The 26,399-nt window shown below is 55.4% G+C and carries 21 protein-coding genes, 3 tRNA genes and 2 pseudogenes; 14 read left to right on the plus strand and 12 right to left on the minus strand.

All coding sequences use genetic code 11. The features are described 5' to 3' along the window. Window positions 1–63 precede the first annotated feature (63 nt). From F8562_RS17125 to F8562_RS17135, 3 genes and pseudogenes are all read left to right on the plus strand, one after another. Window positions 64–1,211, plus strand: a protein-coding gene (locus F8562_RS17125) for an IS3 family transposase (protein ID WP_094909581.1) whose coding sequence is annotated in 2 segments (ribosomal slippage) — window positions 64–301 and window positions 301–1,211 — 1,149 coding nt in all. Because the reading frame shifts where the segments join, the coding sequence is not laid out codon by codon here. 17 nt (window positions 1,212–1,228) lie between these two features. Further along, window positions 1,229–1,540 carry a hypothetical protein gene (locus F8562_RS17130; protein WP_224393886.1) on the plus strand — a complete coding sequence of 104 codons (312 nt, stop codon included), beginning with the start codon at window positions 1,229–1,231 and terminating at the stop codon, window positions 1,538–1,540. 88 nt (window positions 1,541–1,628) lie between these two features. Continuing rightward, window positions 1,629–1,811: pseudogene (locus F8562_RS17135) on the plus strand (3'-5' exonuclease); the annotation flags it as partial. Between the two features lie 358 nt (window positions 1,812–2,169). On the opposite strand, the pseudogene F8562_RS17140 reads toward F8562_RS17135, so the two are convergent. After that, a pseudogene (locus F8562_RS17140) lies at window positions 2,170–3,083 on the minus strand (tyrosine-type recombinase/integrase); the annotation flags it as partial. A 123-nt stretch (window positions 3,084–3,206) separates the two neighbouring features. Beyond that, window positions 3,207–3,282: transfer RNA gene (locus tag F8562_RS17145), tRNA-Asn, on the minus strand. 6 nt (window positions 3,283–3,288) lie between these two features. On the opposite strand from F8562_RS17145, the gene F8562_RS29790 reads away from it, so the two are divergent. From F8562_RS29790 to F8562_RS17155, 3 genes are all read left to right on the plus strand, one after another. Further along, window positions 3,289–3,468 (plus strand): DUF5951 family protein, encoded by a 180-nt coding sequence (locus F8562_RS29790; protein WP_219538927.1) that lies wholly within the window; start codon window positions 3,289–3,291, stop codon window positions 3,466–3,468. 8 nt (window positions 3,469–3,476) lie between these two features. Continuing rightward, on the plus strand, window positions 3,477–4,934 hold the full coding sequence (locus F8562_RS17150; RefSeq protein ID WP_014229916.1) for an EmmdR/YeeO family multidrug/toxin efflux MATE transporter: 1,458 nt from the start codon (window positions 3,477–3,479) through the stop codon (window positions 4,932–4,934). Window positions 4,935–5,059: 125 nt separating this feature from the next. Next, window positions 5,060–5,135: transfer RNA gene (locus F8562_RS17155), tRNA-Asn, on the plus strand. Between the two features lie 762 nt (window positions 5,136–5,897). Here the strand turns inward: F8562_RS17155 and F8562_RS17165 are convergent. Both F8562_RS17165 and F8562_RS17170 read right to left on the minus strand, forming a co-directional pair. Beyond that, the gene (locus tag F8562_RS17165) at window positions 5,898–7,352 is read right to left on the minus strand and encodes an AMP nucleosidase (protein WP_094909343.1); all 1,455 of its coding nucleotides are present in this window, start codon (window positions 7,350–7,352) and stop codon (window positions 5,898–5,900) included. A gap of 131 nt (window positions 7,353–7,483) precedes the next feature. Continuing rightward, on the minus strand, window positions 7,484–7,741 hold the full coding sequence (locus F8562_RS17170; RefSeq protein WP_014229908.1) for a histidine kinase: 258 nt from the start codon (window positions 7,739–7,741) through the stop codon (window positions 7,484–7,486). Window positions 7,742–7,910: 169 nt separating this feature from the next. On the opposite strand from F8562_RS17170, the gene F8562_RS17175 reads away from it, so the two are divergent. After that, a complete protein-coding gene (locus F8562_RS17175; protein WP_094909341.1) occupies window positions 7,911–9,452 on the plus strand; it encodes an alpha/beta hydrolase in 1,542 nt (513 codons plus the stop codon). Here F8562_RS17175 and F8562_RS17180 read toward each other — a convergent pair. Next, on the minus strand, window positions 9,444–10,376 hold the full coding sequence (locus F8562_RS17180) for a nucleoside recognition domain-containing protein (protein ID WP_014229906.1): 933 nt from the start codon (window positions 10,374–10,376) through the stop codon (window positions 9,444–9,446). The genes F8562_RS17175 and F8562_RS17180 overlap by 9 nt on opposite strands. A 226-nt stretch (window positions 10,377–10,602) precedes the next feature. Between F8562_RS17180 and pagP the strand changes: the two genes are divergently transcribed. Beyond that, on the plus strand, window positions 10,603–11,178 hold the full coding sequence (gene pagP / locus F8562_RS17185) for a lipid IV(A) palmitoyltransferase PagP (RefSeq protein ID WP_014229905.1): 576 nt from the start codon (window positions 10,603–10,605) through the stop codon (window positions 11,176–11,178). Between the two features lie 34 nt (window positions 11,179–11,212). Here the strand turns inward: pagP and F8562_RS17190 are convergent, their stop codons facing one another. From F8562_RS17190 to F8562_RS17200, 3 genes are read right to left on the minus strand one after another with little or no spacing between them, the layout of a single operon-like run. After that, window positions 11,213–12,136 carry an acyltransferase gene (locus F8562_RS17190; protein WP_162140813.1) on the minus strand — a complete coding sequence of 308 codons (924 nt, stop codon included), beginning with the start codon at window positions 12,134–12,136 and terminating at the stop codon, window positions 11,213–11,215. A gap of 38 nt (window positions 12,137–12,174) precedes the next feature. Beyond that, on the minus strand, window positions 12,175–15,237 hold the full coding sequence (locus tag F8562_RS17195) for an efflux RND transporter permease subunit (protein ID WP_014838865.1): 3,063 nt from the start codon (window positions 15,235–15,237) through the stop codon (window positions 12,175–12,177). After that, the gene (locus tag F8562_RS17200) at window positions 15,237–16,322 is read right to left on the minus strand and encodes an efflux RND transporter periplasmic adaptor subunit (RefSeq protein WP_014838864.1); all 1,086 of its coding nucleotides are present in this window, start codon (window positions 16,320–16,322) and stop codon (window positions 15,237–15,239) included. Before F8562_RS17200 ends, F8562_RS17195 begins: the two co-directional genes overlap by 1 nt. A gap of 533 nt (window positions 16,323–16,855) precedes the next feature. Between F8562_RS17200 and F8562_RS17205 the strand changes: the two genes are divergently transcribed. The 3 genes from F8562_RS17205 (at window position 16,856) to F8562_RS17215 (ending at window position 21,143) form a co-directional block, all read left to right on the plus strand. Beyond that, window positions 16,856–17,287 (plus strand): universal stress protein, encoded by a 432-nt coding sequence (locus F8562_RS17205; protein ID WP_014229901.1) that lies wholly within the window; start codon window positions 16,856–16,858, stop codon window positions 17,285–17,287. Between the two features lie 50 nt (window positions 17,288–17,337). Beyond that, on the plus strand, window positions 17,338–20,025 hold the full coding sequence (locus F8562_RS17210) for a cation-transporting P-type ATPase (protein WP_014838863.1): 2,688 nt from the start codon (window positions 17,338–17,340) through the stop codon (window positions 20,023–20,025). A gap of 188 nt (window positions 20,026–20,213) precedes the next feature. After that, window positions 20,214–21,143, plus strand: coding sequence for an alpha/beta hydrolase (locus F8562_RS17215; RefSeq protein WP_014838862.1), 930 nt, complete (start codon window positions 20,214–20,216; stop codon window positions 21,141–21,143). Window positions 21,144–21,216: 73 nt separating this feature from the next. Here F8562_RS17215 and F8562_RS17220 read toward each other — a convergent pair whose 3' ends face one another. Beyond that, on the minus strand, window positions 21,217–21,624 hold the full coding sequence (locus tag F8562_RS17220) for a cupin domain-containing protein (protein ID WP_014838861.1): 408 nt from the start codon (window positions 21,622–21,624) through the stop codon (window positions 21,217–21,219). Between the two features lie 127 nt (window positions 21,625–21,751). Between F8562_RS17220 and F8562_RS17225 the strand changes: the two genes are divergently transcribed. Next, window positions 21,752–22,654: a LysR family transcriptional regulator gene (locus F8562_RS17225; RefSeq protein WP_014838860.1), complete on the plus strand. Its 903-nt coding sequence runs from the start codon at window positions 21,752–21,754 to the stop codon at window positions 22,652–22,654. Window positions 22,655–22,713: 59 nt separating this feature from the next. Here the strand turns inward: F8562_RS17225 and F8562_RS17230 are convergent, their stop codons facing one another. Beyond that, on the minus strand, window positions 22,714–23,634 hold the full coding sequence (locus tag F8562_RS17230) for a LysR family transcriptional regulator (protein ID WP_032720329.1): 921 nt from the start codon (window positions 23,632–23,634) through the stop codon (window positions 22,714–22,716). A gap of 141 nt (window positions 23,635–23,775) precedes the next feature. Here F8562_RS17230 and F8562_RS17235 point away from each other — a divergent pair, with 141 nt between their 5' ends. Together F8562_RS17235 and F8562_RS17240 are read left to right on the plus strand one after the other, a co-directional pair. Next, complete coding sequence (locus tag F8562_RS17235; RefSeq protein ID WP_014838858.1) at window positions 23,776–24,171, plus strand: RidA family protein; 396 nt, start codon at window positions 23,776–23,778, stop codon at window positions 24,169–24,171. A gap of 42 nt (window positions 24,172–24,213) precedes the next feature. Beyond that, complete coding sequence (locus F8562_RS17240) at window positions 24,214–25,173, plus strand: quinone oxidoreductase family protein (RefSeq protein WP_014838857.1); 960 nt, start codon at window positions 24,214–24,216, stop codon at window positions 25,171–25,173. Between the two features lie 200 nt (window positions 25,174–25,373). Here F8562_RS17240 and F8562_RS17245 read toward each other — a convergent pair. Beyond that, window positions 25,374–25,449 (minus strand) — tRNA-Asn (locus F8562_RS17245). A gap of 100 nt (window positions 25,450–25,549) precedes the next feature. Further along, a complete protein-coding gene (mtfA, locus tag F8562_RS17250) occupies window positions 25,550–26,350 on the minus strand; it encodes a DgsA anti-repressor MtfA (RefSeq protein WP_161505340.1) in 801 nt (266 codons plus the stop codon). Between the last annotated feature and the right edge of the window lie 49 nt (window positions 26,351–26,399).

The raw sequence follows: 26,399 nt of genomic DNA on the forward strand, positions 1-26,399 counted from the left end.
TGAATCGCCACGGGTTTAACAGACACCCCAGAGTCATTTAAGATGACTTAAAGAGAGGTGCCCATGAGCGGTAAGCGTTATCCTGAAGAGTTTAAAATTGAAGCAGTCAAACAGGTTGTTGATCGTGGTCATTCTGTTTCCAGCGTTGCAACTCGTCTCGATATCACCACCCACAGCCTTTACGCCTGGATAAAGAAGTACGGTCCGGATTCTTCCACTAATAATGAACAGTCAGATGCTCAGGCCGAGATCCGCCGACTCCAGAAGGAGTTAAAGCGGGTTACTGACGAACGGGATATATTAAAAAAAGCCGCGGCGTACTTCGCAAAGCTGTCCGACTGAGGTACGCCTTTATCCGTGACAACAATCGTTGCTGGCCTGTCCGTCTGCTCTGCCAGGTGCTGGATGTGCATCCGAGTGGGTTTTACGCCTGGCTTAAGCAGCCACATTCACGACGGTTTCATGCTGACCTGAAGCTGACGGGACATATTAAGCAGTTCTGGCTGGAGTCGGGCTGTGTTTATGGCTATCGCAAGATCTATCTCGATCTGCGGGATTCCGGGCAACAATGCGGTGTAAACAAAGTCTGGCGGTTGATGCAACGTGTGGGGATAAAGGCTCAGGTCGGATACCGAAGTCCACGGGCGCGTAAAGGTGAAGCCAGTATTGTGACGCCCAACAAGCTCCAGCGGCAGTTCAACCCGGAAGCACCGGATGAACGTTGGGTTACGGACATAACCTACATCCGAACCCACGAAGGCTGGTTGTATCTGGCCGTGGTGGTTGACCTGTTCTCCCGAAAAGTTATCGGCTGGTCAATGCAACCCCGAATGACAAAAGAGATTGTCCTGAACGCATTACTTATGGCGGTGTGGAGGCGTAATCCTCAAAAGCAGGTACTGGTTCACTCTGATCAGGGCAGTCAGTACACGAGCCATGAGTGGCAGTCGTTCCTGAAATCACACGCTCTGGAAGGCAGCATGAGCCGTCGCGGAAACTGCCACGACAATGCGGTTGCGGAAAGCTTTTTCCAGCTACTGAAGCGCGAACGGATTAAGAAAAAGATCTACGGAACTAGAGACGAAGCCAGAAGCGATATTTTTGATTACATCGAAATGTTTTATAACAGTAAGCGTCGGCATGGTTCGAGCGAGCAGATGCCACCAGTTGAATATGAAAACCTATATTATCAACGACTCAGAAGTGTCTAGGTTATCCGTGGCGATTCATTCATCAGGCGCTCGTCGAGGTATCCGGATTGCGACTGGACTTGGTCAAGACACGACTTATTCGGTACGACGACTACTTCATTGGTGACTGCAATGAACCTCAGGAATTCATCCACCTGAATGTTTCGACCGTGTCCGGAAAGGCCGGAGATGATGAGCAGCGGCGGGCGATCAGCGGTACGCTGCTGGATGTGCTTGCTGATATTTTCGAGCCTGTTTTGCAGCAACAAAAGGTGGATATTTCTGTACAGATCACTGAAGTACCGGCAAGTGGGTACGTACGCAGGCGGTCGACGACCTTGGTTCCATGATGCTTTGGTGTGGTTGAGGGCTTAAAGGGATGTAGATGGGGTTTCTATGCCGGGACCGCCGAAATTTCCGTTACCGAGGCTATTGATGCACCTCAATTTGCTGACGATCCACTCAGCCAAAGGTTGTGAATACGACGTGGCCATCATGGTCGGCATGGGGCTGGGTAACCTGACTTGACGTAATGAGACACCAGAGAGGTTGTACCAAAGCCGTCGTCTTTTCTATGTGGAGTTGATCTATGCACGAGACGAGGTGCATATGCTGTATTCCATTTAATGGACTTTGCGGTCGGTAAATATCTGGAAAACGGTAAACTGGTCGAGCTACTACAAGAATACTCCGAGGCTTCGATTCCGCTTTCATTAATTTATGCAAAATCGTGCCATCGTTCGCCTAAAATCAGTACATTGCTGGCGGCGTTAGGAATAAATACTTGACCCCCAACACAGATGCAATTGTGCTTGATTTGTGAGCGTTAAAATTCAATATTCTGCTCAATTCTGTCACTAAAAACCAAGCTCTGTATGAAGCTGATGGTGTTTTAACTATATATGCGAAGTATTTAGTTTTAAACGGGGCTCATTAGCTGAGCCCTTTTTCAAGCTTATCAATCGGTATATACCGAAGTTCAGACTTTGGACTGCTGATGGCCCAAAATATAGGATGGCACGAATTCCTCTCTGCATCTGTCCAGATAATCTGACCACCACTGCATCATCGCCTTGCGGGCTTCCAGATGCTCCGCCTTGTGGATGTATGCTGCCCGAACGCTATTGCGCTCCTGATGGCTCATCTGACGCTCAACCACATCCTGTGACCAGAGACCTGATTCTATCAGGGCGCTACAGGCCATTGCCCGGAATCCGTGACCGCAGACATCCTCTTTAGTATTATATTCCATCAGCCGCAGCGCCTTATTAACCGTATTTTCACTCATTGGTCTGGATGGTTTACTGATGCTGGGGAACAGCAGCGCCTGATCACCGGAGATTTCTCTTATCTGCTTCAGTATGCCGATGGTCTGATGTGACAGCGGCACAATATGTGGCGTACGCATTTTCGTCCCCCTGTCGGAATAGCGGACTCCGGGGATCGACTCTCGTGTGGTGGGGATAGTCCAGATTTTGTTTTTGAAACTTATTTCCGTCCAGCGGGCAAACCTCAGTTCGCTGGAGCGAATAAAGACATGCAGGGTGTGAGAAACAGCCAGCCGGGTTAATTCCCGTCCCTGACGATAACCATCAATTCGGTTCAACAGTTCGGGTAGTCGTTCAAGGGGAAGGGCTGGGTAGTGTCGTTTAACCGATGCTGCGATGATACCTTCGAGATTCGACGCCGGATTGTTCTCAATCATTCCCTGATGCACGGCATGACGCATGATGTCCGGGTACGTGCTGCGACTTCCAGCAGGCCTTTTTGCTCAATGCCTTTCAGCAGGTCGATAAAGTGACGAGGTTTCAGTTCAGCTACCGGCAAGTGTCCAATCACAGGAAATATATGATTGTTCATGCTGGCAAGCAGACGGGAGGCGTGGTTCTCTGACTCAGACCACCAATCTTGCCCGATGCGGAGGGGGAAATGAAAATGCATCGGGAAGATTTTTCACGCTAACTTATTGAATCTAACTCACATAAGGATTCGCAAAGAGGCATGAAAACAAGAATTTGGCTCCTCTGACTGGACTCGAACCAGTGACATACGGATTAACAGTCCGCCGTTCTACCGACTGAACTACAGAGGAATCGTTGTGGAGTCGTATCTTAGCGGCGAAAAAACTTTTGTCAAACATCTATTCGCCGTCCGAGGCTCAACTGGCGCATCCATCAACAAATTGTCGCCATTATCGACAATTTATCGGGAAAAATGCTTTGCAGGATTAGCTTTTCTCTATCATCATTTGAAATGTAGTTTCAACTTTTCTCACTAAGGTCTCCCTTGAACGTCACCGCCGCATTACGCCAGTCCGTCGAACGCACGTCCTGGTTTAAAAAACGCAAGAGCTATCGCGTCCTCTACTGGCGTGAAATCAGCCCGCTTGCGGTCCCCATTTTGCTGGAAAACGCCTGCGTATTGCTGATGGGCGTGTTGAGTACTTTTTTGGTCAGCTGGCTCGGTAAAGAGGCCATGGCGGGAGTAGGCCTGGCCGACAGCTTCAATATGGTGATCATGTCCTTTTTTGCCGCCATCGACCTCGGTACGACCGTGGTGGTGGCGTTTAGCCTGGGCAAACGGGACCGGCGGCGGGCAAGGGCGGCAGCGCGCCAGTCGCTGGCGATAATGACCCTGTTCTCGATTATTCTCGCGGCGGTCATCCATGCCTTCGGCGCGGAAATCATTAATTTTGTCGCCGGGGATGCGACAGAAGAGGTAAAAGCTCTGGCGCTGACCTATCTGGAGCTGACGGTGCTGAGCTATCCGGCGGCGGCAATTGCCCTGATCGGCAGCGGCGCGCTGCGCGGCGCCGGGACCACCAAAATTCCGCTGCTGATCAACGGCGGGATGAATATCCTCAATATTATTATCAGCAGCATCCTGATTTACGGCATTTTCTCGTGGCCCGGCATGGGGTTTGTCGGGGCGGGGCTGGGATTAACGATTGCCCGCTACATTGGCGCGGTGGCCACCATTTGGGTGCTAATGATCGGTTTTAACCCGGCGCTGCGCATTTCGCTGAAGAGCTATTTTAAGCCGTTTAACTTCGCCATTATCTGGGAAGTGATGGGCATCGGGATCCCCGCCAGCATTGAATCGGTTTTGTTCAACGGCGGTAAGCTGCTGACGCAGATGTTTGTTGCCGGGATGGGGACCAACGTGATTGCCGGTAACTTTATCGCTTTCTCCGTGGCCGCGCTGATCAACCTGCCGGGGAACGCGCTCGGTTCAGCATCGACTATTATCACCGGCCGACGCCTCGGAAAAGGGCAGATCGCTCAGGCGGAGCGTCAGGCGTGGCACGTCTTCTGGCTGTCGACCATCATTTTGACGGCGATCGCCTGGGGAACCGCGCCGCTTGCCGGCCTGATCGCCTCGTTCTATACCAGCGAAGAGGACGTCAAAGTGGTGGTGAAAGAGCTGCTGTGGCTGAACGCCTTCTTTATGCCGATCTGGGCGATGGCCTGGACGCTGCCGTGCGCCTTTAAAGGAGCGCGCGACGTGCGTTACACTATGTGGGTCTCAATGCTCGGCATGTGGGGCTGTCGCGTGGTGGCGGGCTACACGCTGGGGATTGTGCTGGGAATGGGGGTGATCGGCGTCTGGCTGGGTATGGTGCTTGACTGGGCGGTGCGCGGCGTTTTGTTTTACTGCCGGATGGTCAGCGGGCGCTGGCTGTGGAAGTATCCGCGAACGAAAGCGCAGGCCGACGAGACCCGCGCGCAGGTTGAAGAAACGTAACATGCGGTGGGGGAAACGGGACTTTTCGCCCAAAGTGGAGAATTATTCGGCAAACGGTTTGAAATGTGAAAACAGCCTTTGACAAGGTGAGGCGCCATCGATAATATGCGCCTCGTTCAAACGATTCCTCTGTAGTTCAGTCGGTAGAACGGCGGACTGTTAATCCGTATGTCACTGGTTCGAGTCCAGTCAGAGGAGCCATATTTAAGAAGCCCGCTTAAGGAAACTTAAGCGGGCTTTTTGCTTTCTATTCCATAGCCACGATGGTGGCAACGCCGGGGCGCAGAAGAACATTCCCTGCGCATCGTCAGGGTCTTAAAACCAGGATACAATAAGGGAAATTAGCCCGATCGCGGCAGTCCAGAAAAAAAGAGTTGCTAATAAAATAAACAGGCGGATATTCCCTACGGTTAATTTCATAAAGCTGTCGTCCATACTTTTACGAAAATAGTACATTGCCGGTCGCGATAGATAAGCATATTCATGGTTGCTTACTGTCGACATGCGCAATTTTATCTCTGGTAATTTAGTAACAAGGCATTTGTTGCAAACAACCTGTCGCTATTAAAGGATGATTCCAGAGTAGAGTAGCGCCCATAGGTAACTCTTTGATTATTTTGATCTCTCCCTGGCGCTGGCTATTTTGTACCGCTTTTTTGTTCCATGTGAATTTATGTAATTAATTTAATAGGTTACGAGACTCAGTTCAAGTATTAATCAGCCCTCGACTGGGCGTTTTATGACCACAGGGAAAATAATACTGACATGTTAATAAAATGTTTATTTGTTGATTTTCATAGTGGGAATAATATTGCGCGGATATACACGTATGGATGTGTTCTGAGAATTTTTACCCCTAACAAAAATAAACGCTTTATTTTATAACGCTCAGTCCGGCTGGTGGCCGCGTAAATATTTCACGCGATCCGGACTGAGTGTATTCTGCTCGTATGATATCAGCGCTTAGCGGAACGGCGGTTCGTTGAAGGTTCTCAGCTTGCGCGAATGCATGTGGTCGCCTTCGGCGCGCAGCAGGTCAATCGCCCGAATACCAATCTGCAAATGTTCGGAAATGGCCCCTTCATAGAATCGGTTAGCCTGTCCCGGCAGCTTAATCTCGCCGTGCAGCGGTTTGTCGGAGACGCACAGCAGGGTGCCGTAGGGGACGCGGAAGCGATAGCCCTGGGCGGCAATGGTTGCGCTTTCCATATCGATAGCCACCGCGCGGCTGAGGTTAAAGCGCAGCGCTGAGGCCGAGTAGCGCAGCTCCCAGTTGCGATCGTCGGTGGTGACCACCGTTCCGGTACGCAGCCGCTGTTTTACCTCTTCGCCCGGCATGCCGCTGACCTGCTTCGTGGCGTCGTAGAGCGCGCGCTGAACTTCGGCGATGCTCGGAATAGGGATATCCGGCGGCAGCACCGCATCCAGCACGTGGTCGTCGCGCAGATAGGCATGGGCCAGCACGTAGTCGCCGATATTCTGGCTTTCACGCAGGCCGCCGCAGTGGCCAATCATCAGCCAGACGTCCGGACGCAGCACCGCCAGATGGTCGCAGATATTTTTGGCATTTGCCGGGCCGACGCCAATATTAATCAGCGTGATCCCCTGTCCGTCTTTGGTTATCAGGTGCCAGGCGGGCATCTGATGCTTTTTCCACGCCAGATCGGAAATCGCTTCCTCCGGCGCCTCCGTGTCCGCCGTTATCCAGATCCCGCCCGCGCAGGAGAGGGCGATATAGGGACTCTCGGGATCGAGAATTTGGCTACAGCCCCAGCGCACGAACTCATCGACGTAGCGGGTGTAGTTGGTAAACAGCATATACGGCTGGAAATGGTCAACCGGCGTGCCGGTATAGTGGCGCAGGCGCGCCAGCGAGAAATCGACGCGGCGGGCGTCGAAGTGGGAAAGTGGATAGTATTCCGTCGAATGAAACAGGCCATCGGCGGTTTCATCGCCAATTTGCGACAGCTCGGTGGTGGGGAAAAAACGCGTCAGGCCGGCGCTCATTGAGCGATCGAGCGTGAGTTCAGAGCCATCAATAACGTACGGATAGGGGATCTCATGCTGCGACAGCCCGACGGTAATCGCGGCATCGTAATCCTGATACAGCATGGTGAGCTGCTCCAGCAGATAGGCGCGAAACAGTTTAGGGTTGGTGATGGTGGTGGTATAGCAACCGCTATGGGTGAAGCGACCCCAGGCCCGGGTTTTTAACGCTTTATGTTCCGCTCCGTCCCATGATACCGACAGCTGCGGGTAAACGAACAGTCCTTCCGCACGGGCGCTATTCTCGGGGAGGATATTTTGGTGAATATAATCGCCGAGGGCTTTACGCAGCGCATTGACCGATTTTTCATAGAGCGCTTCGAGCTGCGTAAGCGCCTGTTCTGGGGTCAGCCTGGCGGCTTTCTGATTCATGACGTACTCCTTGTTTCTGCTCTGCTGACGTTTTGCTTAGTATGTCACAGACTGAAAAAGGCGCAGGACAATTTAACCCGCTTAGTTGAGAAAGTACTGAGATTAGAACCAGTTGATGCTGGGGATGTCGATTAATGCGCGGTGATATTCGCGATGGCGCCCCAGCGTTCAGCGCTGAAATGCGTGGCGTTGAGCACTTTTAGGGTGATCGACTTATTGTCGTTAATGCAGTACAGGGCGTTAGCCAACGGCGTCAGCTTATCGCCCTCCTGTAGACGCCGGCCGCAGGAAGTGAGTTCCGCAATGATGGTTAGCTGGCCGCTTTGCAGAACCGCGTGGGTATGTGTAGACGTCGAGGCCTCGCGTAGTTTCTTAATCCACCATTCCATTTGTTTATTCCTGACCTGTTACACTCCGGCGATAATTCATGTTTGCTCCTCATCTGACAATAAGAACAGGCGGTTGGTTTAGTCTATGTTTAATAAGTGAATCGCAGGATCGGATTCCTTCTGCATAATAGCCCGCCCTGGCAGCTAAAGAGATAATTCGGACAGAAATATGGCAATGATGCGTTTTACCCGGCTGCTGAATAAGTCGGGATTAAGATTAGTCTCGGTGGCGAAAAAAGCCATCATTGGGCTGCTGGTGGTCGTGATCGTCTTTTTTATTGGCCGTATTTACGAATCGCAGCGCGGTCCGGCGCTGCACCGCTGGCATACCTGGACGGCGAATGAAATGAGCGCCAGCGAGATTGACCGCGCCACTTTTGCCGAATACCAGACGCGGGAAGCGGCGATTTTCCGCGATATGAAAAGCAGCATTACCGACACGTTGAGCGACGATGAAAAAACGGCCATTAACCGCTTTTACGCGCAAAGCCTGGTCTATCCGGATAAGTTTCATCCCGACTGGAACCGCTCCTTTATTTTGCTGCCGCAGGGCAAACCGCGCGGCGCGGCGGTGCTGCTGCACGGCCTGACGGATTCGCCCTACAGCGTACATTATCTGGCGCAGCGCTATCAGCAGCTGGGATTTGTTGCCGTCGCGCCGCGGCTGCCTGGACACGGTACCGCCCCCGGCGCGCTCACCGCGGTGGACCGCGAAGAGTGGATCGCGACAACCCGGCTTGCGGTGCGCGAAGCGACGCGGCTGGTGGGGGATGACGCGCCGCTGCACGTGGTGGGCTACTCCAACGGCGGGGCGCTGGCGCTAAAATACGCCCTCGATAGCCTGGAAGATAAGTCGCTGCGGCGGCCGCAGCAGGTCATCCTGCTGTCGCCGATGATTGGCGTTACCGCGTTTGCGCGTTTTGCCGGGCTGGCCGGTTTACCTTCTGTATTTCCGGCTTTCGCCCGCGCGGCGTGGCTGAACGTCGTCCCGGAGTTTAATCCCTATAAATACAATTCGTTCCCGGTGAAGGCGGCAAGGCAGTCATGGCTGTTGTCGCAGGCGCTGCAGCAGCAAATCGTGCAGGAAGCGCAGCGTCAGCGGCTTTCTGAACTGGCGCCGGTGTTAACTTTTCAGTCGGTGATGGATTCAACGGTGAGCACCCGGGCGGTGGTGGATTCGCTCTATCGTTATCTGCCGGATAACGGTAGCGAACTGGTGATTTTCGACATTAACCAGGCGGCGAATTTGCGCGCCCTATTTCGTCCCTCGCTCTATTCGGCGGTGAATACGTTATTGCCGCCGGCGCCTCGGCCCTACGGCACCACGGTGATTACCAACGCCGCGCCCGACACCTACGAGACGGTGGCCCGCACCACGCTTGCCGGGACGCGAAGCGAAACCGTGACGCCGCTGCATATCGCCTGGCCGCAGGATATGTATTCACTATCGCACGTGGCGGTGCCGTTCCCGCTGACCGACTCGCTCTATGGCCGCGAACCGGCGGAGAAAAATCGCTACGGGATCAGCATCGGCACGATCTCGTTGCGCGGGGAAACCTCAACCCTGAGCGTCGGGCTGGATACGCTGATGCGCGTCACGTCCAACCCGTTTTTCCCGTGGATGATGGCGCGCATTAACCATCATATCGCCTGTAGCGAGCAGGCGGATATCGCTGCCTGTCTCCGTTCGCAGGCGGCGGCCTCAGAATAGCGTGAGGTGCATCACGGTGCGGATGGCGATCCCGGCGATAGCGCCAATCGCGGCGAAGCGGAACAGGCGTACGAAGCGCGAGCTGACGCCCAGAAAGATGCCGATGCCGGGAAGATCGAACGTTTGCACTAGCAGGCCCGCCGAGGCGTTGATCTGGCTTACGGTGGCTTTACCCTGCTGGACGAGCTCGGAGACCACGCCGAAATAGGCCGTACCGCCGGCAACGCATTTGACCAGCGCCGGCAGCACGAAGTTAACCGGAATATTCAGCCACAGCAGCAGCGGCAGCAGCAGGCGCTGAAGCATCTCAATCAGGCCTGCCGCCTGCATAAATCCGACGATGGCCAGCGACAGGATCAGCATGGGCACCGCGCCGAGGGCCAGGCGGATGGCGTCGGCACCGGCGCTGTTGATAACGGCGATAATCCCCTGGCTATTTTGCTCCGCCTCAGGCAGCGCGTCGGCCCGCACGTTTTCAACCATCGATAGCCTGCGGCCGGCGATATGCCAGGTGACCGCGGCGGCGCACAGCCCGCCGACAATCGAAATGATGATTGAGGCCAGCCAGTGCAGGCCGAAGGGCGTTAACGGGTAGAAAACGTTGCCTTGACCCATGGCGAAAAGCATCGCCAGCGTGGCGGCCATATGCCGGTCCGAAGCGCCGCGTTTGTCCATAATCGCGAGGGTCGCCAGCGGGGCGGCGAAGCTGACAAAATTCATCTGAATCAGGGCAAAAGCGCTCATCCCGGTTAAGCCGAACGGCTTAAGCAGCGGGGCGAGCCAGCGAACGATGGCGTCCAGTACCCCGCGGACCTCCAGATATTTCATCACGATGAGCATGACGACCATGATTGGCAACAGCGTATAAAGCGCCACATCGACGGAGGTTTTCCCCGCCGACATAATAATGCTGATGAAGTCCATCTATTTCTCAATCACTGCGGGCAGAAAGGATAATTAGCGCCATCATAATCCCAGCAGCAAGGAAATGAAATCACCGCGGCGGCGCTCTCTGTCCTGAAACGGGCGTTTAACTGGACTTGCAATTAGCCCGGGACGGTGCAGAAAATTTGTTGGTTGATATTTGCAAAGCCTGTTTTTTGTTCCCAAACTGAATGAACACCGGGCGACTTTCTTTAAGGATAAAACGATGCGACGTTGTCTGCGGCTAGCGTGGGGAATAGCGTTTATTTTCGCCTTGTCGGTACAGGCTGAAACGAAGGTCTATGGCGAGCAGCGCATCAGCGGCTGGTGGAGCTGGTTGAAAAACGACGTCTCGCAGACCTGGAATGAGCCGCAAAACTACGATTTATATCTGCCGTTTCTCAGCTGGCACAACCGCTTTATGTACGATAAAGAGAAAACGGATAACTATAATGAAATGCCGTGGGGCGGAGGTTTCGGCGTTTCCAGATATAACGCGGAGGGTAACTGGAGCTCGCTCTACGCCATGATGTTCAAAGATTCGCACAACGAGTGGCAGCCGATTGTCGGCTACGGCTGGGAAAAGGGCTGGTATCTTGATAGCCGTCGTGAATTTCGCCTGGGTCTTGGCGTCACCGCCGGGATCACCGCCCGCGATGACTTTGCCAACTACGTACCTCTGCCGATTATTTTGCCGCTCTTCTCCGCCAGCTACCGCCGTCTGAGCGTGCAGTTCACCTATATTCCCGGCACCTATAATAACGGCAACGTACTGTTTGCCTGGCTGCGCTACGGTTTTTAAATGCGCAGGCGGCCATGAGCTGAACCGGCGATCGTCAAATCGTAATCACTTTTTTGACCACCGAATTGGACAGCGCGAGCATCGAAATCAGTACCGAAGTGATAAACGTAAGGACAATCAGCATTAATTTTGTCCCCAGCGAGTTAATCGGGATAAACGCGGTGAGCAGGTGAAAAACGGAGTAGTGGAGAATATAGACGCCGGTCATCGTTTTGCTAATGGTGGCGAGAAGGGTCTCTTTAAACTCGCTGTTTTTGCGAAACCGCACGCCGTTGGCGGCAATAACCAGCGCAACCACCAGAATATAGATTTGTGAACCGGTCAGAATGAACGCATTTCTGTCGGCCTTAAACAGGGCGAAAAAGAAATGCCGCTCGTAAAACCAGGTAAAAAGGTAAATAAACGGAATGGCGATCATCGCGCCTTTGACCACTTTTTCTCGCCTGAGCCAGTCGGCGACCAGCGGGTCGCTGAAGAGCTGACCGGTCAGATAAAACAGCAGCCAGGTCCACAGGCGGTACTGCGGCGCCAGGCTCAGCGCATGAACATTCGGGTACAGCGCGGACAAAAGATCGTAACCATACGAGAGCAGCAGCAGCGTGAACACCGCGGCAAAGAACGCTGTGCGTCTTTGGCTGAGCCACTCGATAACCGGGTGAAAGGTGTAAATGACGATAAACGCAAATACAAACCACGGCTGGATAAGATAGCCGCGCTGGTAGGGCTCCCAGAGATAGTACACCGTCATCCAGAACAGAAAGACGATCACCACGCTTTTGATTTTGCCCAACTGCCATTGTGAGTCGTGGCGAGACTGTGAATCCAGATAGCCCGCCACCACAAAAAACAGCGGCGTGGCGATAGTGGAAATAAACGTCAAAAACCCGAGGATCCAGTGATAGTCATAATCATAGCTATCCCAGGTGTTGTAAATGGTGAAGAAGGTCACCGCCGTCATGCATCCCAGCGTTTTAATAATATTTAATCCGGTACTGTTCATGGTTGTCGCTTCATATTCTGATTGTGGAAACAGGCGTAGATTACCGGCAGAACCAGCAGCGTCAGAATAGTAGCAAAACCCAGACCAAACATGATAACGACCGCCATGCTCTGGAAGAAAACGTCGAGTAATAAAGGCGCCAGGCCGAGCACGGTGGTAAACGCCGTCAGCAGGATAGGGCGCAGACGCGAAGTGGCGGCATCAATAATCGCCTCCTGCTGCGCTTTTTCCTGTTTCTGCTGTTCAATCTCTTCTACCAGCACGATGCCGTTACGGATCAGCATTCCGCTCAGGCTCAGCAGACCGATTAACGCCATAAATCCAAAAGGGATCCCGGTAATTAAAAAGCCCGGCGTAACGCCAATCAGCGCCAGCGGCACGGTCAGCCAGATGGCGATCGCATTTTTCAGCGAACTGAACATCAGGACGGTGATGACAAACATCACCAGGTAACCCAGCGGCAGGGTAGTAAACAGCCCCTGCTGCGCCTCGCTGGAGTTCTCCGCATCGCCACCCCACTCAATGCTGTAACCGTGCGGCAGAGCGAGCGCATCAATCTGCGGCTTCACGCGGGACAGGATATCCCCCGACGTCTGGTGGCTGAGCGGGTCGGGATCGGTCTGTACCGTCAGCACCCGGCTGCGATCGCGGCGCAGAATCAGCGGATCTTCCCATTCAAGGTGAAAGCCGCTGACCACGTTACTGAGCGGAATATACTGCTGGCGGCTCTGGCTCCAGACCAGCACGTTATTCAGGTGATTCGCGTCCTGGCGCTCGGCGGCGGGCGGGCGGACGATCGTCGGCAGCAGGTCGGCCCCCTCACGGTACAATCCAACGCGGCTGCCGGAGAAGTTCATCTCCAGGGCGTTATCAATATCCTGTTTATCAACGCCCAGCTCGCGCCCAAGCGCGGGGGAGTACTGCGGACGAATAACTTTGCTACGGTTTTGCCAGTCGTTGCGAACGCCGTCGGTGGCCGGGTCCGCGGAGAGGATATCGCCAACCTGGCTGGCGAGCAGGCGCAGACGGTCGGGGTCCGGACCTTTAATCCGCACCTCGATGGCGCTGTCGCCGGAGGGACCGAACATCACGCGTTTCGTGCTGGCGTTCACCTGCGGGTAGTTGCGCGCAATATAGCGATCCACGTGCTGCGTCAGGGCGGCAATGCTGCGCTGGTCGTCCATGCGCACCATGATTTGCGCATAGTTGCTGTACTGCCGTTGCCCGCTGTAGGTGAGGATAAACCGCATGCTGCCCTGACCGACGGTGGCCACGGTGGTGACCACGCCCGGCTGGCCGTTAATGGTGGTCTCAATATCGCTGGTCATCTTTTCGGTGGTCGCGATATCGGTACCGTAGGGTAGCCAGAGATCGACAAAGAAAATGGGCGTGTTTGAAGAGGGGAAAAAGTTTTGCCGCACCGAGCCGAATCCCCAGATAGCGGCGGCCAGCAGCGCCGCCATGACGGTCAGCGTAATGGTTTTGCGCAGCAGAAGAGCACGCAGAGCCTGCTGGTACAGACGGTAAAATCGCCCGCCGTACGGATTGGCGTCGGCCTGCGCCACCGGCTGCGATTGATTTTTAAACAGCCACCATTTAATCAGCACCGGGGTAATGGTCAGCGCCGAGAACCAGCTCAGCATGAGCGAAATCAGCAGCACCTGGAACAGCGATTTACAGTATTCGCCGGTCGAGTCCTGCGACAGGCCAATCGGCGCAAAGGCGAGAATAGCAATCACCGTGGCCCCCAGCAGCGGCAGCGCCGAACGGCGGATCACATAGTTAATCGCCATGAGCAGCGTTGACCCCTGCTGGCGGGCGATCAGCACGCCTTCGACGATGACGATCGCGTTATCGACCAGCATGCTCAGGGCGATAATCAACGCCCCCAGCGAGATACGCTGCAGCTCGATACCCCACAGGTACATGATCAGCAGCGTACCGAGCACGTTGAGCGCCAGCGACAGGGCGATAATAATGCCGCTGCGTACGCCCATAAAGATCAGCAGCACGCCAACCACAATCGCCAGCGCCATCAGGAAGTTGGTGATAAAGCCGTTGACCGAATGGGCGACTTCCGCCGCCTGATCGTAGAACAGGTCAATGTTGATCCCGGCCGGTTTTTCCGCCGACATCTGCTCCAGCTTGCTTTCCAGCGCGCGGCCAACGTCAATCACGTTAACCCCGGGTATAAACGACACCCCCATAGTGACCGCCTGTCGACCGTTGGCGTGGTAAATGCTGGAAGGCGATTCGCTCAGCCCGCGCGAGAGCGTGGCAATATCGCGCAGCCGCGTCGCCGTTGCCGAGCCGTGCGGGCTGATTAACAGGTCGCCAAGCTCGTCGAGGTTGGCAAACTCGCCCGTGGGATGCAGGCGAATCGATTCGCTGCCGGATTTAATCTCACCGGCGTTAGACACCACGTTCAACCTGCTCAGTATCGCCGCCAGCTGGTTGAGCGTGATTCCGCGGGCGGCCATTTTCGCCAGCGAGATATCGATGTTGATTTGCTGGGGGATCGCCCCGCCGATGGCGACTTTGCCGACGCCGGGGACCAGCACCAGTTCGCGACGCAGCTGCTCGGCATAGCGAACCAGCTCAGGGTTGGTAAAGCTCTCGCCGGAGAGGGCAAAGAAGAAGCCAAAGACATCGCCAAAATCGTCGTTCACAAACGGAGCGGCGACGCCGGGAGGAAACTGGCGGGCGGCGTCGCCCACCCGGCGGCGCAGTTCATCCCAGATTTGCGGCAGCTCGCGGGAGTGGTAGCGCGAGGCGATATTGACGGTAATTTGCGACAGGCCGTTGGAGGAAATTGAGCTGACGTTGTCGAGATACGGCAGCTGCTGCAGCGCGTTTTCCAGCGGCAGGGTGACTTCTTCTTCCACCTGCTGCGCCGACGCGCCGGGATAGTGGGTGACCACCACCGCGGTTTTGATGGTAAACGCCGGATCTTCCAGGCGGCCAATATTCAGCAGAGCGAAGATCCCGCCGATGCCCAGCAGCAAAATGGTCAGCCAGACGCGGACCGGGTTGTTAATAAACTGGCGGGAAATATCCATTACAAACCTCGTTCACGCGTCCAGATACGAACCGGCTGTTGCGCATGTAATTCGCTGACGCCTGCCGCCACTACGCGCTCGCCGACGCTGAGCCCTTCGGTAATCACCACGCCCTGAGAGGTCACCGGGCCCACGCCGACTTTTCTCTCTTCCAGCTTGAGCTGGTCGCCGCTTCCCTGTACCACCCAGACGTGGGGCTCATTGCGCGGGCGATTATCTGGGTTAAACACCGCTTCAACCGGCACCACCACCGCGTTTTGACCGGCGCTGGCGGGCAGGTTCGCCAGGTTGATTGTCACCGTTCCGCTAACGCCGCCCACCGCGGGGAAGTCGGCCGGCCTCGGCATGGTCAGGATGATTTGCCAGGTGAGCGTATTGCTGTCGCTGCTGCCGGTGTGCTCTTTATATTCAGCGGTAAACTGGCGGTCCGGCATGGCGTTAATTTTGACGACAGGACGATACTGCGCGTTGCGAATATCGAGCGCGGTAAAGAGATTTTCCGGAACGCTAAACACCACGTCGAGCAGATCGGTTCGCGTCAGGGTCACAATGGGCTGTCCGGCGGCGACAACCTGGTGGTTACGTACCGGCACGTTGGCGGCGACGCCGCTGAACGGGGCGGTCAACGTCATTTGCGACAGCTCTTCGCGGGCGATTTTCAGCGCGGCGTTAGCGGCGTCGCGGTTGGCCCGCTGGATATCCATTTCCGCCTTTGAAATCGCCTGACGCCCGGCCAGCGTCTGGAAGCGATCGAACTGCCGCTGGGCGAGGGTGGCAGCGGTTTGCCGCTCATTCACCCGCTGCTGCGCTTCCCGCGCGCTGAGGCGGGCAAGGGTTTGCCCCTGAGTAATAGCGGCTCCCTGACGCACATCAAGCGATTCAATCTGCCCGCCGCGTTTGAAAGACAAATCGGTGGAGTCCCCGGACTCAATGCGGGCGGGAAATACGCGCTGCTGCGCATCACCGATAGCCACCACCTCGGCAACTTTGACCATCCGCGGTAACGGCGTAATTTCAGGCGCTTTCCGATCGCAAGCCGTTGTTATTAAAATAACAAGCGGAATGAGAGAAAAATAACGGTTCACTGTATTCCCCTCGAAGTAAAAGGCTATGTTTTACATATTATTCACAATCGCTGTATTTATTCAGCGAGGGCCGAGACAACGAAATAGGTAATTAACCCGGTAGCCGTACAGGCGATTATTGCCAGGGCAATAAACAGGCTCAGGCGAAACAGACTGTAACCGAACATCGTTCCTCCTTTAGCGCTAACGCTTAGCTAAGTAAATTCTTATCGTAATAATTATTGTGGGGCGACAGAAAGCGAACAAGCCACTGATAATGAGGATAGTCGTAGTAAAACGGAAATGTTAAAAAGAGCAAAAATTACGGCAATGGCGACGATTTTACCGGGTTTGTAGTCGAATTGTCTGGCTGCGCCTGACTCTTTGATATTTTTCAATATATTAATTGGCGACTTAATAATGTTTATCGTGGTGTGCTACGTTTAATTATACCTACACGTCTTGCAGATTTTGTTCTTGAGATCTTTTCCTCAGCGCCATTGCCCGGGCTGTTTTCACCACCTTTTTTTATAGGTAATAAAAGGATTGTCTCTATGTATAAAAATATCCTCGTGCCGGTTGATGTGTTTGAAATCGGTCTGGCGGACAAGGCCTTGTCCCACGCCCAATTCCTTGCGCAAAGCTCTTCGGGACAGATTCATCTGGTACACATCATTCCCTCTTTTTCTCCGGTGCTGACGCGCGGTTTTATTTCCGATGCACGAAAAATGGAAGACTATCTGATTAATACTGCTAAGGAAAAGCTGGCAGAGCTGATCAAGAAACTCGCGCTGACGGAAAAGGATATTCAGATTCACATTCGCAGCGGCAACATTCGCGATGAGGTGACCAAACTGGCCGATGAACTGAAAGCGGATGTGGTGATCATCGGTTCGCGCAACCCGAATATTCAGACGCATCTGCTGGGGTCGGAGGCGGCAGGAATCGTTCGCTATGCCCATGTTCCGGTTTTTGTGGTGCGTTAAGGGCGGCCTGAGGCTGTTCTGATTTCCGTTACAGGAGTGAGGAGATAACTATGAATACAGAAAAACCGGGCGGCCCGTTCTATCAGCTCTCCGTAGAAGAAACCCTGACCAGCACCAACAGCACTCCGGAGGGCATCAGCGGCGCCGAGGCGGCGACGCGTTTGCAGCAGTATGGCGAAAATGCGCTGCCGCAAAAGGCGGGAAAGCCGGCGTGGCTGCGTTTTCTGGCGCATTTTAACGATGTGCTTATCTATGTGCTGCTGGCGGCGGCGCTGCTGACGGCGGTCATGGGGCACTGGGTGGATACCCTGGTGATCCTCGGCGTGGCGGTGATTAACGCCCTGATCGGCCATATCCAGGAGAGCAATGCGGAAAAATCGCTTCAGAGCATTCGCAACATGCTCTCCAGCGAGGCGGTGGTTATTCGTCAGGGCAACCATGAAACGATCCCGACCACCGCTCTGGTCCCCGGCGATATCGTCGTCATCCGCGCAGGCGATCGCATTCCCGCCGACCTGCGGGTGATCGAAGCGCATAACCTGCGGGTGGAAGAGGCGATTCTGACCGGCGAATCTACGGTGGTGGAGAAAAGCACTGAGGCGCTCAGCGGCGAATTGCCGCTAGGCGATCGTACCAATCTGCTGTTTTCCGGCACCACGGTGAGTTCGGGCGGCGGAAAAGGCCTGGTGGTCGCCACCGGCGGCGATACCGAGCTGGGCCATATTAACCAGATGATGTCGGATATCGAAAAACACCGTACGCCGCTGCTGGTGCAAATGGATAAGCTCGGCAAAGCCATTTTTATCATCATTCTGGTGATGATGGCCGCGCTGTTTGTCTTCAGCCTGCTGTTCCGCGATATGCCGGTTTCTGAGCTGATGCTGTCGTTGATTAGCCTCGCGGTGGCGTCGGTGCCGGAAGGTTTACCGGCGATTATCTCGATAATCCTCTCGCTCGGCGTGCAAACCATGGCCCGTCAGAAGGCGATTATCCGCAAGCTGCCCACAGTGGAAACCCTCGGGGCGATGACGGTGATCTGCTCGGATAAAACCGGAACGCTGACCATGAACGAGATGACGGTGAAGGCCGTTATTACCGCCGATAACGTTTATCGGGTGGAGGGCGACAGCTACGAACCGGTAGGGAATATTCATCCGATCGATGAGCCCGATCCGATAACCGTTGCCCCCGGCACGCTGCTGGAACGCTATCTGCGCACTATCGATCTGTGTAACGACAGTCAGCTTATCAAAGACGAAAGCGGGCTGTGGAAAATTACCGGCGGCCCGACCGAAGGGGCGCTGAAGGTGCTGGCGGCGAAAGTCCCGCTCCCGACGGTCAACACCGAGCTGCGCAGCAAAATCCCCTTCGATTCACAGTATAAATATATGTCGACGCTGTACCGCATCGGCGATGAAGAGATGATTTTGATTACCGGCGCGCCCGATGTCCTGTTCCGTCTGTGTCAGCATCAGCAAACCGACCATGGCCTGGCGCCGCTCGATCAGCCTTACTGGGAAGCGAAAATCGAAGAGTACGCGCGGGAAGGGCTGCGGATGGTGGCGGCGGCGTGGAAACCGGCAGCCGACGGGCAAACGGAGCTTAGCCATGAGGATTTGCAGCAGGGCGTCATTCTGCTGGGGGTTGCCGGGATGATGGATCCGCCGCGACCGGAGGCGATTACGGCGATCGGCGACTGCCTGCAGGCCGGGATCCGCGTGAAGATGATCACCGGCGACCACCCGCAAACCGCGATGAGCATCGGCAAGATGCTGGGGATCGGCAATGCGGAAAACGCCATCACCGGCAGAGAACTGGAGGTGATGGACGATACCCAGCTCAGCGAAGCGGCGCAGAAATTCGATATTTTCGCGCGTACCAGCCCGGAAGATAAATTCCGCCTGGTGCAGGCGCTGCAAAGCAGGAAAGAGGTGGTCGGGATGACCGGCGACGGCGTGAACGACGCCCCGGCGCTGAAGCAGGCCGATGTCGGTATCGCGATGGGGATTAAGGGCACCGAAGTGACCAAAGAGGCCGCGGATATGGTGCTGACCGACGATAATTTCGCCACCATCGCCAGCGCCGTCAGGGAAGGGCGTCGGGTATACGACAACCTGAAGAAAACCATTCTCTTCATTATGCCGACCAACCTGGCGCAGGGGCTGTTGATCATTATTGCGCTGCTGGCGGGGAATTTAATTCCGCTGACGCCGGTGCTGATCCTGTGGATGAACATGGCGACCTCCGCCACGCTGTCGTTCGGCCTGGCGTTCGAAGCGGGCGAGAAGAACATCATGCGGCGTCCGCCGCGCGATCCCAAACTGCACGTAATGGACGGCTTTGCTATCTGGCGGGTGATTTTTGTCGGTTCGATGATTGCCGTCAGTGCCTTTGTGCTTGAAGCCTGGCTACAGCCGCGCGGCTATTCGCCTGAGTTTATCCGCACGGTGCTGCTGCAGACGCTGGTTACCGCCCAGTGGTTCTATATGCTCAACTGCCGGGTGGCGGACGGCTTCTCGCTGAGTAAAGGGCTGCTGGCGAACCGGGGGATCTGGATTGTCAGCGGGGTGCTGCTGGTGCTGCAGCTGCTGATTATCTACGCGCCGTTTATGCAGATGCTGTTTGGTACCGAAGCGCTGCCGTTCCGCTACTGGGTTATCACCTTTATTATCGGTTTTGTGATGTTCCTGATTGTGGAAGTCGAGAAGCCGCTGACCCGGAGATGGCGTACGGCCTGATATTGAGCAGAACGCGGCATTCCCGGTAGCCCGGCTAAGCGCAGCGCGAGCCGGGCTACCCGTGATGTGATGATGGGTTCCCCGGGCAGGCGCAACGCGCCGCTCCCGGGATAACCTCGTTGCTTGCAATTGAGATTGATATTAGCAATCATTATCACTACCGAGGGTGTGCTGGAAACAATCAACCGATGTCGCTTCGCAAGTTTTGTTTTGCTTCTCCGCCGAAAGGGCGGATTTTTATCGCCGCGCTGGTCTCCACGCTTTATGGCATTAACGCTTACGCCAGGCCGGATATGCGCCCGCTGGGGCCGAATATCGCCGACCGCGGTTCCGCGTATTATCACTTCAACGTTGCTTATTTCGACTCCCTTGATGGCGAACGGCATTATAAGGTCTGGACGGCGATACCGAACGCGGCGCCGCCCGCGCAGGGGTATCCGATTCTGTACGCCCTGGACGGCAACGCGGTGATGGACCGGTTGTCTGACTCGCTGCTTGAGACGTTTACGCAAAAAACGCCGCCCGTTATTGTGGCCATCGGCTATCAAACGAATTTGCCCTTCGATCAGCCTGCCCGAGCCTATGACTACCGGCCGAAAGTAGAGGAGAATCCTGCCGACGCCGGATGGGACCGACGGAAGAGCGGCGGCAGCGAGGCATTTCGCCAGCTATTAGAAAATACCATCGTGGAAAAAGTTGAGCGCGGGATCGCTATCAACCCTCAGCAGCGGGCTATCTGGGGGCACTCCTATGGCGGATTATTCATCATTGACGCCTGGCTGGCGTCATCCCGCTTCCAAATCTATTTTTCTGCCAGTCCTTCTCTGGGACGGGGCAACGCCTCGCTGTTAGCAAAAATGGCCGCGGCGAAGGCGGATGCGTTTAACCGGAAGTCCCTGTACCTGATGGAGGGGGCGGTTGCGACCCAGCGGGCCTCTTTCGCAGGGGCAGAAGAGATCCGGAGCAACGTTCTGCAGACGGTTTCCCTGCTCAAGAAAAATGGCGTGGCGGTCAACTGGTGGCCCTATCCCGGGCTGTCTCACGGGGAGATGTTTAGCGCCTCGCTGCAAAGCGCGCTGCTGGCGATGAGCGGTTTTCCCCGGGGCTCGGGCAATTAGTCGAAGATGCATTTTCGCATACCGCCGAATGAGAGCAGGGCGCATTAACTGGCGAGCCCTGCTGTTTCGATGTTTAAGGCAGTTGACGATAGGCGTCGTCGGCGACCGACTCCAGCCATTCGTTAGACGCACCTTCGGCAGGGACGGCAACGGCGATATGGGCAAACCAGCTATCGGCGGCCGCGCCGTGCCAGTGCTTGACGCCTGCGGGAATATTCACGACGTCCCCAGCGGTAAGCTCGCGCGCCGGTTGATTCCACTCCTGATACCAGCCGCGACCGCCGGTCACCAGTAAAATTTGCCCGCCTTTATGGTGGATATGCCAGTGGTTACGGCAGCCGGGCTCGAAGACCACGTTGCCGATAGTGACCCCTTCCGTGGAGAGCATATTCAGGTAGCTGGTACCCTGAAAATACTGCGCATAGGCCTCGTTTTTCTCCCCCTTAGGGAAGATACCGTTACCGTCAAATTGTTGGTTCATGATGTCTCCACATTTCAGTTTTGGGCTTTTAAGCGGCCCCTTACGACTCGTTGAACAAAGTGTAGAGAAGGTTTGATTAAATGATAAGATGCGCAAATATGAATACACTGGTGCACAGAATTCACCAATGATGAGCAAAGAAAAACTCAACGACCTGCAGGCTTTTGCCACGGTGGCTCACGAGCGCAGCTTTACCCGGGCGGCCGCGATTCTGGGTGTTTCCCGGTCAGCGCTGAGCCATACGCTGCTGGCTCTGGAAGCGCGTCTCGGGGTAAGGCTGTTAATCCGCACCACGCGCAGCGTCTCGCCAACCGATGCCGGGAACCGTCTGCTGGCCGTTCTGGCGCCGCGGCTGAATGAAATCGAAGCTGAACTGGCTTCTCTGCGCGCTTCACGAGATAAACCCGCCGGAACGGTACGCATTACCGCCAACGATCATGCCATCGTCACCGTCCTGTGGCCCCGTCTGCGGCCTTTATTAACGCAATACCCGGATATTCATATTGAGTTCAGCGTCGGATACGAGCTGACCGACATTGCCGCCCAGCGTTTTGATGCAGGCGTACGGATGGGCGATCAGGTGGATAAGGACATGATTGCGGTGCGCATCACGCCCGATGTGCAGATGGCGGTGGTTGCCGCCCCCGCTTATCTTGCCGGCAGGGCGGCAGTAAGACGTCCTGAGGATCTGATGGCGCATAACTGCGTTAATTTGCGTTTGCCCACCCACGGCGCGCTTTACGCCTGGGAGTTTGAAAAGGGAAGTCAAAAGACCCGCGTTCGCGTTGACGGGCAAACCGTTTTCAACAATACCTTTCTGATGATTCAGGCCGCGCTGGACGGAGCAGGGATTGCCTATGTTCCTCATGACTTAGCGGCGAAATATATCGCCACGGGGGAACTGGTACCGCTACTTGCCGACTGGTGCCCTCATTTCCCGGGATACTATCTTTACTACCCGGGCCGACAGCATCTTCCGGCGGCGTTTACGCTGGTGGTCGACGCGCTGCGCTGGCACCGCAGGGGGTGATCCCGGCTGCGCGATGGCTGCCGGGTTTCTTAAACAGGGATCCTCAGACCGGGATGGCGTTACTTATTGTTGGAATTGGGAACATGCTGCTGCATCAATTCAACGATCCAATCAATAAAAACACGTAGTTTGGCGTTGACATGGCGGTTCGGCGGAAACGCCAGGTACAATGGCATTGGACTGATATGCCATTGTTCAAATAACGGAATTAAAGCGCCACTGGCCCGATGTTTTGCCGCCATATAGGTTGGCAGCGCAATCACGCCTAAGCCAGCGAGCCCCGCTTCGAGGTAAGCGTTGCCATCATCCACGGCAAGTACATAGCGGCCTGTGATTTCAATATGTTCACTCCCACTGCGCAGGACCAGAGGATCAATCTTACCGGTGCGTGAGGACAAGAATCCCACTATGCGATGGTCGGTGTTTTCCAGCTCTCGGGGGTGCGCAGGGGCGCCAAGGCGTTCCGCATAGCCAGGGGCGGCGTAGACGCCGATTTGCAAATCGCCGACATGGCGCGCGATCAGGGACTGGTCGTTGATGTCGCCACCGCGCAGGACGCAATCCACGTTGTCGCCGATCAGGTCCACCACCCGGTCGCTGACGCCCATGTCGAACTGGATGTCAGGGTAGCGCGCGTGGAAAGCCGGTAGCGCCGGTATCAGGACTAGGCGGGCCAGCGGACTGGGCACATCCACCCGTAGCCGTCCCCTGGGCGTCATCGCCGCACTGGACAGGCTGTTTTCAGCATCCTCCATGTCCGCCAGCAGGCGGATGACGCGCTCGTAGTAGACCGCGCCATCGGCAGTCACGCCGAGCCTGCGGGTGGTGCGATGGAGCAACTTGACGCGCAGGCGCGCTTCCAGCTGCTGAATGAGCTGCGTCACCGTGGTTTTACTCATATGAAGCGTTTGGGCAGCCTTTGTGAAGCTCCCTGCTTCCACCACGCGAGCAAAGGCGCGCATCGCATCGAAACGATCCATTCCTAATCCTCCCTTTTCGCCGATTGTTTGGATATTACAAACAATGATGGACAAAGTCGCTTGTTTATCCGCCCGATCCTGCACCTGTAAAGTGTCCTTATGTTCACCGGGCTGATTTCGCCCCATTGCAGAGGTACAAACATGACGGCACGCGATGCAGTTTTCCCCACCGGTCGGCAGGCGCTCTATGAGCGCAATTGCTATTCCCCGGCCATCAAATCCAACGGTTTTCTGTTCGTTTCCGGGCAGGTTGGTAGCCGCGAGGATGGTTCGCCTGAGCCCGAACTAAAAGCGCAGGTCAGGCTGGCATTCAATAATCTCAATGCTGTTCTCGCGGCTGCGGGCTGCACGTTCGGTGACGTGGTTGACGTGACCCTCTTTGTTGTCGACCCCGAGTCAAATCTCGACGCTATCTGGAGTATCCTGCCAGAATATTGGGGGGAAGCGCCTTACCCTACGTTGACCGGGATCGGCGTGACGTGGCTTTACGGATTCCAGTTTGAGATTAAGGTGATTGCCAGGCTGCCCTGCGCGTGACGGGTTTTTCCGCCAGTCGAAAGATAAGACAGAGGAAAATTTATGAAAGCAGCGGTCTATGACGTGGAAGGCGCTCCCGGCGTCCTGAAATATGCCGATGTCCCGGAGCCGGTCACAGGGCCCGACGACATCCTGATTTCTGTCGAGGCTATCTCGATTGAGGGTGGCGATTTGATCAACCGCCGTTCAACGCCGCCGCCGCTTCCTTCATGGATCGTTGGCTACGCGGCCGCGGGCACAGTTGTTGCCGTCGGATCGAAAGTCCGAAGCCGTACGGTTGGGGACAGAGTCGCTGCTTTTCACATGCAGGGATCGCATGCGGAACGTTGGGCCGTGCCCGCGGAACGCACCTGGCTTATACCCGATGGGGTGGGAATGGCAGAAGCGGCAGCGTTGCCGATTTCATTTGGAACCGCGCATCATTGCCTTTTCACACGAGGCATGCTCCGGCAGGGAGAAACCGTTCTTATTCAGGCCGCAGCGGGTGGCGTAGGGCTCGCGGCCGTTCAGCTTGCCTCACAAGCAGGCGCAACGGTCATCGCCGTGGTAAGCGGAACGCAGCGACGAGGTCGGTTGCGTGAACTTGGTGCCGATCATGTTGTGGATCGTACAAAGGATAACATCGTGGACAGTGTCCGACAGTACACCCATGGCACCGGTGTTGATCTCGTCATCGATCCGGTGGGAACGACGTTGCCTGTTTCGCTTTCTGCACTCGCTCCGGAAGGACGTCTGGTCTTCGTCGGTAATGCCGGCGGCGACAGTCTGACTGTCGACTTATGGCCGGCAATGCAGTCTAACCAGACGCTCATGGGGGTATTCATGGGACCTCTTTTTGCAAGACATGGAGTTCGAACAAGCGTGGACGAGATGCTGCAGGCTGTAGCAGCAGGGCGCGTCACGGTTGTCATTGACCGCATCTTTCCCCTGGCTAACGCTGCCGCGGCCCACGAATTTGCTGAGACAGCGAAACCGCTTGGCCGGATCGTGATGAAGCCATGACGCGAGTTTGACCAGGATGAGTGCGTGGCGGCAGGATGCTATTAGAAGCGCTTTTCGGATGGTACTAATTTTCTGATTTTGAGGCGTTAAGGGACACTGTGGGCACGCCGTCCTCGAATCCGCTTGACCTCAAAATTCTTCCGATGTGGAGGAGAAAATGAAAATAAAAAAGCCCGCTTCAAAAGCAGGCTTTTCAAATTTGGCTCCTCTGACTGGACTCGAACCAGTGACATACGGATTAACAGTCCGCCGTTCTACCGACTGAACTACAGAGGAATTGTGTGAACGGGGCGAATACTACTGGTCTCGGATTTTTGTGTCAACATTAAATTTAACTTGCTGATTCAAATGGCTAAATTTAGTGCAGGTCGTTGTTTTAGTGTACTGCCGGGCTATTGCCGTCATCCGGTGGGGTATTCTCACGTAATCTCTCCAGCGGATCCTGGCGATAGAACAGGCAAAAACGCTGCCAAAGCGCGGGAAAACGCGGGGCGAACAGCTCTGGCGCGCTAAAGAAGTATTCAGAGAGCACGGCGAAACATTCGCCAGGATCGGTGGCCGCGTAGGCGTCAATACTGGCGGCGCTTTCACCGACCAGATCAATCTCATCCTGAATATTGTTCATGGCAGCATGGAGATCGTGTTCCCAGCCAGCCACCTCGCGCAGGGGGATAAACGGCACGCCGCTCGCGCGATCGCCATTGCGGGTATCCAGCTTATGCGCCACTTCATGAATAATCAGATTGAAACCGGAAGCGTCGAAGGAGTCCTGAATGTCCAGCCAGTTTAGAACAATGGGCCCTTGCTGCCAGCTTTGCCCTGATTGCACGATTCGCTGGCTATGCACCAGGCCGATATCATCTTCCCATTCGTCGTCGACAACGAAGGGGGCAGGGTAGATAAGCACTTCGTGAAAACCATCTAACCACTCGATGCCCAGTTCGAGAACCGGCAGGCAAAACAGGAGCGCGATACGAGCGCTCTGTAGGGGAGTGAGCTCCAGCCCCTGTAATGCAACCAGACGCTTCTGTTGCAAAAAGCGGGATGCCATTTGCGCCAGCTGCTGCTGCTCATGGTCGGAGAGGTTGGCTAATACAGGGATGGCAAGCGCCTTTTCCCAGGGGATTTCCGCGTTGCCGGACTCTTCATCTACTTTCCAGGGCCATTTAAACATCATATTGCTCGCAAAGTCGTCACTTGAACTGAATTAAAGAGACAGGAACTAT

The organism is Klebsiella sp. RCJ4 (genome assembly GCF_009025755.1).
GTDB lineage: Bacteria > Pseudomonadota > Gammaproteobacteria > Enterobacterales > Enterobacteriaceae > Klebsiella > Klebsiella michiganensis.